This is a genomic window from Pseudomonas syringae (genome assembly GCF_001698815.1).
GTDB lineage: Bacteria > Pseudomonadota > Gammaproteobacteria > Pseudomonadales > Pseudomonadaceae > Aquipseudomonas > Aquipseudomonas syringae_A.
This window is the reverse complement of record NZ_LGSI01000050.1, coordinates 148,372-163,269: the sequence shown is the minus strand read 5'-3', so window position 1 is coordinate 163,269 and position 14,898 is coordinate 148,372. Positions and strand designations below refer to the sequence as shown.

General features: G+C 59.8%; 14 protein-coding genes. 5 read left to right on the top strand and 9 right to left on the bottom strand.

Annotated elements, in window-relative coordinates; all coding sequences use genetic code 11:
* The first annotated feature begins 4 nt into the window (after positions 1–4).
* On the top strand, positions 5–1,267 hold the full coding sequence (locus AFK24_RS16530; RefSeq protein WP_065834220.1) for an arsenic transporter: 1,263 nt from the start codon (positions 5–7) through the stop codon (positions 1,265–1,267).
* A gap of 24 nt (positions 1,268–1,291) precedes the next feature.
* On the opposite strand, the gene pcaC is transcribed toward AFK24_RS16530, so the two are convergent.
* The 8 genes from pcaC to AFK24_RS16490 form a co-directional block, all read right to left on the bottom strand.
* Entirely contained in the window at positions 1,292–1,690 is a 399-nt protein-coding gene (pcaC, locus tag AFK24_RS16525; protein WP_047573342.1) for a 4-carboxymuconolactone decarboxylase, read from the bottom strand.
* 14 nt (positions 1,691–1,704) lie between these two features.
* Complete coding sequence (pcaD, locus tag AFK24_RS16520) at positions 1,705–2,493, bottom strand: 3-oxoadipate enol-lactonase (RefSeq protein ID WP_065834219.1); 789 nt, start codon at positions 2,491–2,493, stop codon at positions 1,705–1,707.
* A 482-nt stretch (positions 2,494–2,975) separates the two neighbouring features.
* Entirely contained in the window at positions 2,976–4,328 is a 1,353-nt protein-coding gene (locus AFK24_RS16515) for a 3-carboxy-cis,cis-muconate cycloisomerase (protein ID WP_080482186.1), read from the bottom strand.
* Positions 4,329–4,344: 16 nt separating this feature from the next.
* The gene (locus AFK24_RS16510; RefSeq protein ID WP_065834218.1) at positions 4,345–5,694 is read right to left on the bottom strand and encodes an MFS transporter; all 1,350 of its coding nucleotides are present in this window, start codon (positions 5,692–5,694) and stop codon (positions 4,345–4,347) included.
* Positions 5,695–5,778: 84 nt separating this feature from the next.
* On the bottom strand, positions 5,779–6,381 hold the full coding sequence (gene pcaG, locus AFK24_RS16505; protein WP_065834217.1) for a protocatechuate 3,4-dioxygenase subunit alpha: 603 nt from the start codon (positions 6,379–6,381) through the stop codon (positions 5,779–5,781).
* 12 nt (positions 6,382–6,393) lie between these two features.
* Positions 6,394–7,113, bottom strand: coding sequence for a protocatechuate 3,4-dioxygenase subunit beta (gene pcaH / locus AFK24_RS16500; protein ID WP_065834216.1), 720 nt, complete (start codon positions 7,111–7,113; stop codon positions 6,394–6,396).
* Positions 7,114–7,251: 138 nt separating this feature from the next.
* Positions 7,252–8,181, bottom strand: a complete 930-nt coding sequence (pcaQ, locus tag AFK24_RS16495; protein ID WP_065834215.1) for a pca operon transcription factor PcaQ — start codon at positions 8,179–8,181, stop codon at positions 7,252–7,254.
* Between the two features lie 32 nt (positions 8,182–8,213).
* On the bottom strand, positions 8,214–9,086 hold the full coding sequence (locus AFK24_RS16490; protein WP_065834214.1) for a helix-turn-helix domain-containing protein: 873 nt from the start codon (positions 9,084–9,086) through the stop codon (positions 8,214–8,216).
* A 125-nt stretch (positions 9,087–9,211) separates the two neighbouring features.
* Here AFK24_RS16490 and pobA point away from each other — a divergent pair, with 125 nt between their 5' ends.
* Positions 9,212–10,396 (top strand): 4-hydroxybenzoate 3-monooxygenase, encoded by a 1,185-nt coding sequence (gene pobA, locus AFK24_RS16485; RefSeq protein ID WP_065834213.1) that lies wholly within the window; start codon positions 9,212–9,214, stop codon positions 10,394–10,396.
* 276 nt (positions 10,397–10,672) lie between these two features.
* On the opposite strand, the gene AFK24_RS16480 is transcribed toward pobA, so the two are convergent.
* Positions 10,673–11,362 carry a dihydrofolate reductase family protein gene (locus AFK24_RS16480; RefSeq protein WP_065834212.1) on the bottom strand — a complete coding sequence of 230 codons (690 nt, stop codon included), beginning with the start codon at positions 11,360–11,362 and terminating at the stop codon, positions 10,673–10,675.
* A 304-nt stretch (positions 11,363–11,666) separates the two neighbouring features.
* Here AFK24_RS16480 and AFK24_RS16475 point away from each other — a divergent pair, with 304 nt between their 5' ends.
* From AFK24_RS16475 to AFK24_RS16465, 3 genes are all read left to right on the top strand, one after another.
* Positions 11,667–12,719: an ABC transporter substrate-binding protein gene (locus AFK24_RS16475; protein ID WP_065834211.1), complete on the top strand. Its 1,053-nt coding sequence runs from the start codon at positions 11,667–11,669 to the stop codon at positions 12,717–12,719.
* 388 nt (positions 12,720–13,107) lie between these two features.
* Complete coding sequence (locus AFK24_RS16470; protein WP_065834210.1) at positions 13,108–14,034, top strand: ABC transporter permease; 927 nt, start codon at positions 13,108–13,110, stop codon at positions 14,032–14,034.
* A complete protein-coding gene (locus tag AFK24_RS16465; RefSeq protein ID WP_170826346.1) occupies positions 14,035–14,829 on the top strand; it encodes an ABC transporter permease in 795 nt (264 codons plus the stop codon).
* Positions 14,830–14,898 lie beyond the last annotated feature (69 nt).

Below are 14,898 nucleotides of genomic sequence, written 5' to 3'. Positions count from 1 at the left end.
TTCAATGCCTGCATTCGACCCGTCAACGGCCATCTGGATCGTGGCCGCCCTGGCTACCTGTGGCGTCATTTTGCGTCCGTGGCGCGTGCCGGAATTTGTCTGGGCCATGGGCGGAGCCATTCTGCTGACGGTATCAGGACTGATCCCGCCCCACGCCGCGCTGCACGCAGTCGGCGAGGGCCTGGATGTTTATCTGTTCCTGATCGGCATGATGGTGCTGGCCGAACTGGCCCGCCAACAGGGGCTGTTCGACTGGCTTGCGATGTACGCCGCGCAACATGCGCGCGGTTCAGGGCAACGCCTGTTCGACCTGGTGTTTCTGGTCGGCACGCTGGTGACGGTGTTTCTCTCCAACGACGCAACAGCGGTGGTCTTGACCCCTGCGGTGTACGCGGCGGCGCGGGCAGCCAAAGCCGAACCGTTGCCCTATCTGTTCGTCTGCGCGTTCATCGCCAACGCAGCGAGCTTCGTCCTGCCGATTTCCAATCCGGCCAATCTGGTGATCTTCGGCAGCCACATGCCGCCGTTGCTGACCTGGCTCTGGCATTTCACCTTGCCGTCGATTGCCGCCATCGGCCTGACGTATCTGGTGCTGCGTTTCACCCAGCGCGCCCATCTGCGCCAGCCGCTGGAAACCACCATCAACCTGCAACCGCTGTCCAGCGGCGCCCGCCTGACTGCGTTTGGCATCGTGTTGACCGGGATTGTGCTGCTCAGCGCGTCGGCGCTTGGCGTGCAGCTTGGATTGCCGACCTTCTGCGCCGGTATCGCCACAGCCGGCCTGATTCACATGAGCCAGCGACTGAGCCCGTTACCGGTGCTCAAAGGTGTGTCGTGGGGCGTATTGCCCTTGGTGGCCGGGTTGTTTGTGCTGGTGGAAGCGCTCGCGCAGACCGGACTGATCGATCAGCTGGCCCATGCGCTGCAAACCCTGGCGGAACGCTCCAGCGTCCAGGCCATCTGGGGCGCCGGGGTGCTGGTGGCGATTGCCAGCAACCTGATCAACAACCTGCCAGCCGGATTGATTGCCGGGTCGATGGGCCACATCGCGCACCTGCCCACGGAAGTCAGCAGCGCGTTGCTGATCGGCGTCGATCTAGGCCCCAATCTGTCGATCACTGGTTCGCTGGCGACCTTGCTCTGGCTGATCGCGGTGCGCCGTGAAGGCGAGAATGTCAGTGCCTTCACTTTTCTGCGGCTGGGTATTCTGGTGATGCCGCCGGCGCTGATCAGCGCGCTAGCGGCGTTGTCGATCACGGCGGGCTGACAGCCGGGGATGGGCTTGCCGGAGTCAAGACGGATTGAGCGACTCCACGCCCATTTCGTCCCAGACTTCTTCGGCCAGATGAAACGTGGCATTGGCCGCTGGAATGCCGCAGTAAATCGCGCTTTGCATCAGCACTTCCTTGATCTCGTCGCGGGTCACGCCGTTGTTTTTCGCCGCCTTGAGGTGCAGGCGCAGTTCACCCTCGCGGTTCATGCCGATCAACATGGCGATAGTCACCAGGCTTCGGGTATGCCGTGGCAAGCCCGGCCGGGTCCAGATATCGCCCCAGGCATGCCGGGTGATCATTTCCTGAAACTCTTCATTGAACGGCGTGAGTTTCTTCAGGCTATTGTCGACGTGGGTATCGCCCAACACCGCGCGGCGTACTTGCATGCCCGCTTCATAACGTTGTTTCTCGTCCATCCTGTCCTCCGGTTTCAAGCTTGCAGAAAGGCCAGCACGCGCTCATTGAACGCAGCGGCGGCTTCGACACTGGAAAGGTGTGCCGCATTTAACTCGGCGTATTGCGCATCGGTAATCAGCTCGACGAGATAGTGCCCGTCGGCGGGCGTGGTGACTGGATCATGGGCACCGCTGACCACCAGCACCGGCAGCGAGATCGAGCCTAGCTGAGTACGGAAATCCGCGTCGCGCACCGCCGCGCAATTGGCCGCGTAACCTTGGGGAGAGGTCTGCGCAAGCATGTTCACCAAGGCCTCGACTTGTTGTGGCTGCGCCGCGACAAATCCGGGGGTAAACCAGCGTGCGATGGTCGCTTCGCGCAGCGCCTGCATCCCCGCAACACCGTCACGCAATACGCCTTCAATGCGCGGATTCCAGATGTCCGGGCTGCCGATTTTCGCCGCGGTATTGCACAGCACAACATGCTTGAATCGTTCAGCTGCGTTGATCGCCAGCCATTGGCCAATCAGCCCGCCCATGGACAGGCCGCAGAACGAAACCTGCTCCAGTTGCAGTGCATCCAGCAGCGCCAACACGTCGCGGCCATTCTGCTCGATGCTATACGGACCTTCGGTCACCAGCGACTGGCCATGCCCGCGCGTGTCGTAACGCAATACCTGAAAATGCTCGACGAACGCCGGAATCTGCGCGTCCCACATGTGCAGATCGGTGCCCAGCGAATTGGAAAGCACCAGTATCGGCGCGCCTTGTGGACCGTCGAGCTGGTAATGCAGATCGCCGTCAGTGAGATGAATGAAAGGCATTGAGGCTCCTGAATATTTAGTGAATGACGTTTGTAGGAGCCAACTTGTTGGCGAGGCAATCCGAGCCTCGCCAACAAATTCGCTCCTTGTATGTCGCCAGCGCGCATCGTCGAAGCGACGATTCACGTTGGTAGCGCATATTGAATCGGGTCGCATCAACAGAGTTTGTGGTGTGGCTGGATCTGGTTTCGCCCTGACGGTCGACCCCTTTGTTTCGGCATAGGGGGAAACCATTTTGCGCTGACGTCCGGCCCCTACGCTCAGCCTCCCGACGCGCGTCTGGCGGTGTCTGCCAGATCACGGCACTCAAAATCGTTGGAGCGAGGCTTGCCCGCGAAGGAGGCAATTCAGCCGGCGAAAATGTCGGCCGACAGACCCATTCGCGGGCAAGCCTCGCTCCAACAGAATCTGGATAAATCCGGTCAACTGAACACCGCAAATCCACTGTAGGAGCGGACTTGTCCGCGAATCAATAAAGGACATCACCGATCCTTCAGTGCTTCATGCTCTGCCACCGCCCGCTCGACCCAATGTCCGGCCTGACCCAGGTAATTGGCGGGGTCGAGCAGATGATCCAGTTCAGCGCTGGACAGCTCGGCGCTGACTTGCGGATGTTGCCCCAGCACCTGACGCAGTTGCGTGCCCTGCTCCACCGCGCTGCGACAGCATTGTTCGATCAGGTGATGGGCGGCATCGCGACCCAGACGTTTGGCCAGCGCGATGCTCACCGCTTCGGCCAGCACCAGGCCTTTGGTCGAACCGAGGTTTTCCAGCATCCGCGCTGCGTCCACTTCCAGTTCCGGAATGACCTGCAAGGCCTGCTGCAACGAGCCGGAAACCAGACAGCACAGTTCCGGCAGGGTTTCCCATTCGGCATGCCACAGGCCCAGACTGCGTTCGTGCTCCTGGGCCATGGCGGCAAACATCGTGGCGACCAGCCCCGGCGCGCGCACCGAGGCGCTGATCATCACCGCCGCGCCGACGGGATTGCGCTTGTGCGGCATGGTCGAGGAACCGCCCTTGCCCGCCGCTGCCGGTTCGAACAGCTCACCGACTTCGGTTTGCATCAATAGGCTGATGTCCCGACCGATCTTGCCCAGGCTGCCAGCGATCATGCCCAGCAGGCTGGCGAACTCCACCAGACGGTCGCGATGGGTGTGCCAGGGTTGCTCGGGCAGCGTCAATTGCAGCTCCCGCGCCAAGGCTTCGGCCACGGCAAAACCCTCGCCGCCCAGTGCCGCAAGGGTGCCGGATGCGCCGCCAAATTGCAGGCTCAACAGACGCGGCTTGATTTCCATCAGGCGCTGGCGATGCCGCGTCACGGCACCCAGCCAACCGGCGATCTTCATGCCCAGTGTTACCGGCGTCGCCTGCTGCAACCAGGTGCGCCCGGCCAGCGGCGTTAGCGCATAGCGTCGTGCCTGTTGCGCCAGAGTGTCCGCCAATTTGCGCAGATCGACTTCCAACAGTTGCACCGCCTGGCGCAGTTGCAGGATCAAGCCGCTGTCCATGGCGTCCTGACTGGTGGCGCCCATGTGCACGTAACGTTCGGCGGTGGGATTGCGCGCGGCGATCTTCTTGCCCAGCGCCTTGACCAACGGGATTGCCGAGTTACCTGAATTGCCTACGGCAACCGCCAGCTCATTGAAGTCGAACAACTCGGTGCGGCAGGCGGCTTCGATGTCCGCAACCACATCAGCCGGGATCAATCCGATACTGGCCTCGGCCCGGGCCAGCGCTGCCTCGAAGTCGAGCATGCCCTGCAGCCGACCGTGATCGGAGAACACCTCGCGCATGGCCGGTTGCGTGAAGTACGCGTCGAAAAGCTGATTCACTTCTGTGCTCCTTCTATCAGGTGGCGTCCGAGTGACTGACCCAGCCTTTGATCAATACGGCAATCGCCGCCAGCGCCGCAGGTACCACCAACGCAGTCAGCACCTGTTCGAAATTCCAGCCCAGGCCCAGCAACGTAGCGCCGGCCCATGCGCCGAGAATTGCGCCGAAACGGCCGATGCCGAGCATCCATGAAACACCGGTGGCGCGGCCTTGTGTGGGATAGAACCGCGCCGCCAGTGAAGGCATGGCCGATTGCGCGCCGTTGATGCACATCCCGGCCAGCAGCACCAACGTTGCCAATACCGCGACATTACCCAGGCTTTGACCAACCAGCCAGGCGAAGATCCCGGCCAGAAAATAAGCCACACCAATCACTTTATGCGGATTGAATTTGTCCATGGCCCAGCCCACGCCAACCGCACTCAACACACCGCCGAACTGAAACAGCGCGCCGATAAACGCCGATTGTTCCATGCTCGCGCCGCTGTCGCGCATCAGGGTCGGCAGCCAGCTGGTCAGCAGGTAGACGATCACCAGACCCATGAAATAGGTCAGCCACAGCAGCAAGGTGCCAGCGCTGTACGTACCGGAGAACACCACTTTCAGGACGTTGCGGCTGCGTACGGTTTTCTGCTCCGGCACGCTGAAGCCCTTGGCGTTGGCGACTTCCAGCGGCGAGATCGGCGCCAGCACCTTGCGAATGCGCTCCACACCGCGATTGCGCACCACCAGGAACCGTGCCGATTCCGGCAGCCAGAACAACAGCACCACGGTCAGCAGCAGCGGCAGGATTCCGCCGAGCATCAGCAGGCTATGCCAGCCCAGAGCAGGGATCAGTTTGGCGGAGATGAACCCACCGCAGGCCATGCCCAGATTGAACCCGCAGAACATGCTGGTCACCAGCAGCGACTTGAGTCGTTCCGGGGTGTACTCCGAGAGCAGCGTCGTCGCGTTGGGCATGGCGGCCCCCAGGCCGACGCCGGTCAGCAGGCGCAGGATCAGCAATTGGTCGATGTTGCTGCTATAGGCTGACAACAGGCTGAAGACGCCGAACACAAACACCGCCACGACCAACACCACCTTGCGGCCGAAGCGGTCGGCCAATGGCCCCGAACCCAATGCGCCAAAGACCATGCCGATCAGCGCAGCACTCATCACCGGGCCCAGGCTCGCGCGATTGATGCCCCAGTCCAGGCTCAATGCGGGCGCGATAAAACCCATGGCAGCGGTGTCCAGGCCATCGAGAAAAACAATCAGAAAACACAGCGCCACCACTCGCCACTGGTAGCGGGACAAGGGTTGGGCATTGATGAAAGCCTGCACGTCGAGCGTGCCAGCCTCCGGGAAGCGAGCCGAAAGTGTCATGGTTGTTCCTTTTCTTATTATTGGGGTCGCCCGCTACAGCGGACGCCCTATATGCACGCGTTTTTCTACACAACTGGAGCCGGTTCAGAAATCGAAGAACACCGTTTCGTCCTCGCCCTGCACCCGAATATCAAAGCGATAAGCCAACTTGCCATCGACGCTGCACCGCTTGGCAATCAGCGTTTCCCGGCGCGCTGGTTGCTCGATCAGGTTCAATACCGGATCAATCGCGTTGGCCTGGGCTTCATCATCGAAGTACAGCCGGGTTTGCAGGTGGATGTTGATCCCTCGGGCAAACAGCGACACGTTGATGTGCGCGGCCATCGGGGTACCGGCTGCATTGAGCACGATGCCCGGCTTGACGGTGTTCAACAACCACTGGCCATCCTCGCCCGTGGCAGTGCGACCAAAACAGTTGAAGGGCTTTTGCGGATCATAGATCGAGTCGTAAACGCCCTGGTGATCGGCCTGCCAGAACTCCAGAAAGGCATCGCGAATCAAGTGACCGTTGCCATCGAAGACGTTGCCCAGCAGCACGATATGCTCGCCTGGCGCGTCGGCCATGGCCATTTCATGAGCGATTTCCAGATCCCGGGGCGGGTTGCCCGCGGCTTCCAGCGCCAGGCCGATATGCACATAAGGACCGGCGGTTTGCGAAGGGGTTTCAGGCAAAAGTTGAACGGGCATGCTCGTGCCTCCTCAGCGGTTTTCGAAGTGCGTGCTGCGCTGGCCGCGCAGCACGATGTCAAAGCGGTAAGCCAGGCAATCCATGGGATTGGCCATGCCCATGTCGAGCCGGGCGATCAGGCTTTGCACGGCTTCCGGGTTGGCGATGGATTTGACAATCGGGCACAGCGGGATCAGCGGATCGCCTTCGAAATACAACTGGGTGATCAATCGCGTGGCAATCGATGGGCCACTGACCGATACGTGAATATGCGCCGGGCGCCAGTCATTGGGGCCGTTGCGCCACGGATAAGGGCCAGGTTTCACGGTGCGAAAACTGTAGTTGCCGTCACGATCGGTCAGGGCGCGACCGACGCCGCCAAAGTTAGGATCAATGGGTGCCAGATAAGCATCGCGCTTGTGCCGATATCGCCCGCCGGCGTTGGCCTGCCAGATCTCCACCAAGGTGTGCGGCACGGGTTTGCCGTATTGATCGCAGACCCGACCGGCAACGATGATGCGCTCGCCAATCGGCAAGCCGCCACGGTTGAAGTTCAGCAGCAGATCGTTGTCATGCACGCCAAAATTCAGGTGGGAAAAATCAGGGCCGGTGGCCTCGGAAACGGACTGCGGAATGCTCACCAGCGCTTGTTTTGGCGAGCGCAGGATCGAGGTCTTGTAATCGGGGGTCAAGGCTTTGGGGTGCCAGTTTCGGTCACGAATGACGAAACGACTGCTGTCTGCATCAGACATTGGGTTCTCCCTGGTTTTTATGAGGAGTTTTAAGTGGCGACATGACCGCTGAGGACGATGCACCAAGCTGTAGCGCAGTGTCCCTTGCCCTGAACCAAACCGAAATTGAATAAAATGACGCGATCCATATCCAGATGGTTATGGATGCACCGGTTTGCCGTAGTCATCGCCCACTTCCCGCAACACATCCACACACCACTGCGCGGCCCGGGAAAGTGGCAGGGCCGGATTGCTGCAAATGCCCACCGAACCACCCGGTTCACGGATGCCCAGTTCCAGCTCGCTCAACTCGCCGCTGTTCAGGTCTTGCTGCACTGCATCAAACGGCGCGATCCAGATAGCATCGCTGCTTTGCACATAGCGGCGACTCAAGGTCAGCGACAAGGTTTCCAGACGCTGGCGCGGCGGGTTGATGCCGTATTGCACGAACAGGCTGTCGGCGAATTTGCGAATGGTGGTCCCCGCCAATGGCAGGACCATGGGGAAATTTTCCAGGCTTTCGCGCTTGACCACACCTTGCAGCAACGGATGATCGCGGCGCACCACCAGGGTCATGGACTCGCTGTACAAGTGCTCAAAAGTCAGGCCCTGAATCAACGGGCTGTCGGTCATGCGCCCGACCACCAGATCCAGCTCGCCAACCCGTAGCTGCGACAGCAGATAAGCGCTCGGGCCGGTCATCACGCTGACGATCAACGCCGGATGTCGGGCGTGCAGGCGACACACCACTTCCGGCACCAGTTGGCTTTCGACGGTCGATAGCACACCCAGGCGCGCGGTAACCGGTTCATGTTCGCCGGAGCGCAGGCTGTTCACCCCTTCACGCAAGGACTGCACGCTCGGCCCGGCGAATCGCAGAAAGGCCACGCCCGCCTCGGTCAACGCCGCACCACTTTTACTGCGCAGGAACAACTGGGTCGCAAGCAGGGTTTCCAGCTCCTTGAGGGTCTTGGACAGGGCTGGCTGACTGATCGCCAGTTGGTCTGAGGCCCGGGCCAGACTGCCTTGGCGGGCAACCTCGAGAAAACACACCAGATGGCGAAACTTGATTCGGGTATCGATATTCAATGCAGTATTCGCCTTCGAAAGAAAGCATCCGCTCAACGCTGGATGCGGAAGTGCTTGGGTGACTGACCGGTGCAACGCTTGAAAAAACGCGAAAAATAAGCCGGCTCGGAAAACCCCAGACGGTCGGATACCTGATTGACGGTCAACGTGGTGTAGACCAGGTCGCGCTTGGCTTCCAGCAGCAGACGCTGATTGATGATCTGCAAGGCCGATTGTTCGGTCAGTCGCCGACACAAGGCATTCAGATACGCGGCGCTGATGCCCAGTTGCTCGGCGTAACGCTCGATAGGCCAGTGCTCACGAAAGTGCACACCGACGGCGCGAGTGAATGCCTGCAAATGCTCTCGCCCGCGCTCCCGGGATCGCAGGTCCTGCGGCACATGTTCAAGACTCCGCCGACCCAGCCAGATAGACAGCATGGTGATCAGGGATCGCAGCATCGAATCGCGTCCGGGCTTGTGCTGAGAATATTCATCGATGATCGCGGCAAACAGCGTATCCAGCTGTTGCCGCTGTTCGCTGTGCACGGCATGGCAGGCAGCGACGGCCAGTACCGGAGCATCCAGCGCTGCATTCAGCTGGTCAGCCAAAGGTTGGGCGAGACTGAGAATATAGCCCTGAATGTCTGCGGAAAAACTGAAGCGGTGCACACTCAGCGCCGGGATGACCTGCAGTGCAGCCGACTCCACGTGGCGAACGACATCTTCCACATACAGCGTCGCCAGCCCGGATTGCACGTAAAGCAGCTGCACCAGATCGCTGTGGGCATGAGAGCGAATTTCCCAGTCATGCAACTTGCTGCGCTCCGGAATCGACTCGCAATGAATCAGGTCCGGTGTCGGCCAGGCGCTGGTTTCGCCATAAAGCTTGAAGACCGGTACAGCCACTACGGACGGTTTGCTCATGCCGCCTCCGCTGAAAAATGCTATGAAAAATCCATGAAAAGCAGCGAATAATGTCTTCAATCCGTACCTTTAGCCACCAAAAATACAGGACAAAAAAATAACAGCGTCTCGCAAGGACCACCCGAATGAAAACCCAAGTCGCCATTATTGGCGGCGGGCCGTCCGGCCTGCTGCTCGGACAACTGCTGCAACGTGCCGGAATCGACAACGTCATCGTCGAGCGCAAGAACCCCGATTACATTCTTTCCCGAATTCGCGCCGGGGTGCTGGAACAAGGCATGGTCGACCTGCTGCGCGAAGCCGGCGTCGCTGAACGTATGGATCAGCAGGGCATGGTTCATGAAGGTTTCCAGATAGCGTTTGCTGATCGCTGCGAACGCATCGACCTCAAACAGCTGACGGGCGGCAAAACCGTCATGGTCTACGGCCAGACCGAAGTGACCCGCGACCTGATGGACGCTCGCGCCGAATCCGGGGCCGTCACCTTCTACGACGCAGAAAACGTCCAGCCACACGGTATGCAGACCGATTCACCGTATTTGACCTTCGAGCATGACGGCCAAACCCTGCGCCTGGACTGTGATTACATTGCCGGTTGCGACGGTTTCCATGGGGTTTCCCGGCAGTCGATTCCTGCTGAGAGCCTGGAGATCTTCGAGCGGGTCTATCCCTTCGGCTGGCTCGGCGTACTCGCCGACACCCCGCCAGTCGATCACGAATTGATTTACGCGCGCCACGAACGCGGCTTCGCCTTGTGCAGCATGCGCTCGGCCACCCGAACCCGTTATTACGTGCAAGTGGATGCCGGGGAAAAAGTCGAAGACTGGTCCGACGAGCGCTTTTGGCAAGAACTCAAGCGACGCCTGCCAGCGCCCGTTGCAGAACGCTTGATCACCGGGCCATCGATTGAAAAAAGCATCGCGCCACTGCGCAGTTTTGTCGTCGAACCCATGCAATACGGACGCCTGTTTCTACTCGGCGACGCGGCGCATATCGTGCCGCCCACCGGGGCCAAAGGTCTGAACCTGGCGGCCAGCGACGTCAGTACGCTGTACCGCATCCTGCTCAAGGTCTACCGGGAAAACCGCACCGACTTGCTGGAACGCTACTCACAGATCTGTTTGCGGCGCATCTGGAAAGCCGAGCGTTTTTCCTGGTGGATGACTTCGATGCTGCACAGTTTCCCCGACCACGACGCCTTCAGTCAGCGCATTCAGCAAACCGAACTGGATTACTTCGTGGGCTCGGAAGCCGGGCGCAGGACAATTGCAGAAAATTATGTCGGCCTGCGCTATGAAGAGATCGACTGAGGTTTGGACGTAACGCTTGGTGGCTGCTACAAAACGGTATTGAAAATCAAGAAAAAAACTCAAAATTTGTGGCTGCTCATTTCCTGACCATCGCCCGAAACGCCCGGCCCGCCGGGCTTTCACATTCTTATCCACAGACATACCCCCACTTTCCGTGGACAACTTTATTCACGCGTTCAACAAAAGATTTGCGGACCCTGTCAAGGGCATTACTGCAAACGAGTGATGCCCCCCTCTTTCGAGGTAAATGCTTGACCAGGCTTATTTCAGCGCCGATCAGTCCGGGCGGCTGTACCTCAACCAGACGCCACCGCCGTCCTGCACCTCTGCCGAATCCAGCTTCAGGTAGGTCGGCTGGGTCCATGCTTCAGTACTCACTTCGAAGGATGCCGGATGCTCGCCGCGACCGTCGATCAACGGCAGGATCAGCACGCTGACCTCATCCACCAGTCCGGCGTTGACGAAGGCACCGCTGACATGTGGGCCGCCTTCGACGATCAGACGTTTACTGCCCAATTCCCGGGAGAGCGTCTCGACGACGTGGGCCAGATCGATGCCGATCTTGCCGCCAAAAATGTAGGACACCTGAATGCTTTGCAGATACGCCAGATAATCGTCGGCCACGGTTTGCGCAACCACCTCGACCACATGGGAACCCAGCGCCTGATTGCTTTTCCAGGCGACTTTGCCATGGGGATCAATGGACACGGCGTAGCTGGAAGCATTGCGATCAGCGAAATAATCGGTGCGGGGGATTGGCGACAGGTTCAGGCCACGGGGGTAATCATCGCCATGGGCGATTTCCTGCATGGTCACGCGACCGCAGATCCAGGTATCGAAGTTGAAGGTTTTCGCCAGTTCCTCATAAAGGTCGCCAGCGGCTTTTTTGAACGGGCGTTCCCAGCCGTCGGTCAGGGCGTGGCCGTCGATGGACGACATCATGTGGCAGATGACATAGGGCTTCATGGTTCAGGCTCCGTGCATTATTCAGTGATTCGCCAAACGGCGACGCTGTAATTCCGACCCGATCCCGCAACCGATAGTTCGCAGCGTTCAAGGCTGAGTGCGGCACCCCTGGTGGTCCGCCCGCAGCCAGCGCAGGAGATGCTGCGCGTCCGGCTGATTTCGACATATTGCGCTTATTTGCAGTGAATTCGAGTCCGCTTTGGTTAGGCCGATGCCAGTACATTAACGTTGCAGGGTGCCGCAGAGCGACCTGAGAACAATCAAAAAATCGCCTCCAACACCTGCCAACCACTGGGAGTCCTTTATGACAACATCTGGTACCCGCGCATTCAAACTCGCTGGCCTGGCGCTATTGACCAGCAGTGCAACCCTGGCGTTCGCCGAAGACATCACCTTCGTTTCCCAAGGCGGGGCGTATCAGGAAGCCCAAAGCAAGGCGATCCTGGAACCGGCAGCGAAGAAGCTCGGCCTGACCCTGAAACAGGACAGCTCGCCCAAGGCCTACCCGATCATCAAGACTCAGGTGGAAAGCGGCAAAGTCACCTGGGATGTCGTCGACCTGCCCACTGGCGACTGCATTCGCGGCGAGCAGGAAGGCCTGTTCGAAAAGCTCGACCTGGCGCTGATCCCCAATGCCGCGCAATTGCCTGCGGACGTGAAAGACGACTACAGCGTCGGCTACATCAGCTACTCCACAGTGCTGGCGTATCGCACCGACGCCTTCAAGGGCAAAGCGGCACCCAAGACCTGGGCGGATTTCTGGGACACGAAGAAATTCCCCGGCCAGCGCTCACTGCGCAACCTGCCGCGCCCTACGCTGGAAATCGCCTTGATGGCCGACGGCGTTGCCCCGGACAAACTGTATCCGCTGGACGTTGAGCGCGCGTTCAAGAAGCTGGAAGAAATCAAGCCGCATATCGCCACCTGGTGGACTTCCGGCGGCCAGTCGGCACAGCTGATCAGCGACGGCGAAGTGGACATGATCCAGGCGTGGAACGGCCGCATCACAGCGGTACAGGCTGATGGTGCACCGGTGGCCTTCGATTACAACCAGGGCGTGCTGGAAACCAACTCGCTCTGCGTGCTCAAGGGCTCGCCACACAAAACCGCCGCCATGAAGTTCGTCAACGAAGCCATCGACGCCAAGTTGCAGGCCGCCCTGCCGATGATCATCGATTACGGCCCGCTCAACCCGGAAGCCTTCAAGACCGGCACCATCCCCGCCGAGCGCGCCGCGAAGCTGCCATCAGCCCCGGAAAACATGTCCCGCCAGGCCCTGCTCTCGGCCAAATGGTGGGCTTCCCAGGATGGCGTGAAAGCCGAAGAACGCTGGTTGGCGTTTGTGCAGAAGAAGTAAACCACAGCGCACCCGCTCACGATTGAACTGTAGGACCGGCTTTAGCCGGGAGGGCGACGGTCCTGACGACGGACCTGCCTCGAATGGATTGACCTCCTCCCGGCTAAAGCCGGTCCTACAAAATGCATTCCAATCCGATTCCAGCCGCAAGCCCCGGTGTAGACGGCCCAACGCAGGACATGCCGTCAGCCGACCCTATTACGCAATAAAGCGCTTCGCCACCAGGGATTTGTAGCCGCTTCATCCGCCGTCATCTCGGTACATTACAGGCTGCATGGTCCCGCAGAGTGACCGAGAATCACACGCCTGCTTTCAGAATATGCCCCTTCTTCGGGAGTCCTCCACATGACAACACCCAAGCACTGCGCACTTCAGGACGGAGGCCGATATGTCCAATGCCTATCTCGCTAAAACCCTGCCTGGCTCCGATGATCAGCCGCAGCCGCCGATGACCACCACTCAGGCGCTGGCCCGGGAAGAACGCAAAGAAAACACCTCGATGCTGCTTCTGCTGGCACCCGCGCTGTTCATGGTCGTGGTGTTGCTGATCCTGCCGATGTGCTGGCTGGCATTCCAGTCAGTGCAGACCGAGGAAGGCTTCTCGCTGGCCAACTACGCGCGGATCTTTCAGGAACGCATTTACTGGGACACCTTCAGCCTGACGTTCAAGATCAGCTTCATGGTGACCATTCTCTCCATCGTCCTGGGCTTCCCCATCGCCTACGCCGCCTCCCGGTTGCATGGTTTCTGGGCCAATCTGATTCTGGTCTGCGTGATCATCCCGTTCTGGACCAGCGTGCTGGTGCGGTCCTATGCCTGGCTGGTGCTGCTGCAACGACGCGGCCTGGTCAATCAGACGCTGATGGATCTGGGCATCATCGATCAGCCGCTGAACCTGATGCACAACACCACCGGCACGGTGATCGGCACGCTGCACGTCATGCTGCCGTTCATGGTCCTGCCGCTGTACTCGGTGATGAAAAAGATCCCGCAAGACTTGCTGCAAGCCTCGGAAAGCCTCGGCGCCAAACCGTTCTACACCTTCCGCCGCGTATTCCTGCCCATGGCCGCGCCGGGCATCATGGCCGGTTCGATTCTGGTGTTCGTGATCTGCCTGGGCTTCTTCATCACCCCTGAATTGCTGGGCGGCGGTCGCACGATTCTGGTGTCGATGCTGGTGCAGCGCAACGTCGAGCTGTATCACGCCTGGGGCGCCGCCAGCGCGGTCGGTCTGGTGCTGCTGTTCGTGGTGTTCCTGATTTTCTGGGGCATCAACCGCTTCATTCCTATCGAACGCATTCTGGGAGCGCGCTAAATGAAACTCCTTGCCAACCTGCGTCATGTGCGGCTTTCCCAGGTGTTGTTCACGCTGCTGGTCGCCGCGATCCTGCTGTACCTGATCATCCCGGTATTGATCGTGGTGCCGATGTCGTTTTCCGAAGCGCGCTTCCTGCAATTCCCGCCCAAACAGTGGTCGTTCCGCTGGTATGAAGCGTTCTTCAACAGCGCCGAATGGATGTCCGCCGCCAAGGTCAGCCTGATCACCGCGACGGCGACCATGGTCGTCAGCCTGCCAGTGGGCATGGCCGCGGCCTACGCGATCAACAGTTCGAGCCTGCGGGTGATTCGCACCCTGCAGATCATTCTGCTGTTGCCGATGATGGTGCCGATTATTCTGATCGCCGCCGGGGTGTTCTTTGTGTATGCGCGAGTCGGCCTGATCAGCACGCTGACCGGGCTGGTACTGGCGCACATCATGCTCGCCCTGCCCTACGTGATCATCGCCTTGCTGGCCGGACTGCGAAACTTTGATATGTCCCAGGAAATGGTCGCCCGCAGCCTGGGCATGAATCGCTTTCGCGCGTTCATGGCCGTGACCTTGCCGCAGATCAAACCGAGCCTGGTGTCGGCCACGCTGTTCGCGTTCATCACCTCGCTGGATGAAACCGTAGTGGCGCTGTTCATTTCCGGTGGCGACAACCAGACCCTGACCAAACGCATGTTCACCGCCTTGCGCGATGAAATCGACCCGACAATTGCGGCAATCAGTTCGCTGCTGATTCTCGCTTCGCTGCTGCTGGTGGTGATTGCCGGTCGCAACAAGTCATAAACCAGGCCCGGCCAATTGTGCCGCCAACGCAACGAATTCGGCATTTGCACTTCATTCCAGCGCCCATCT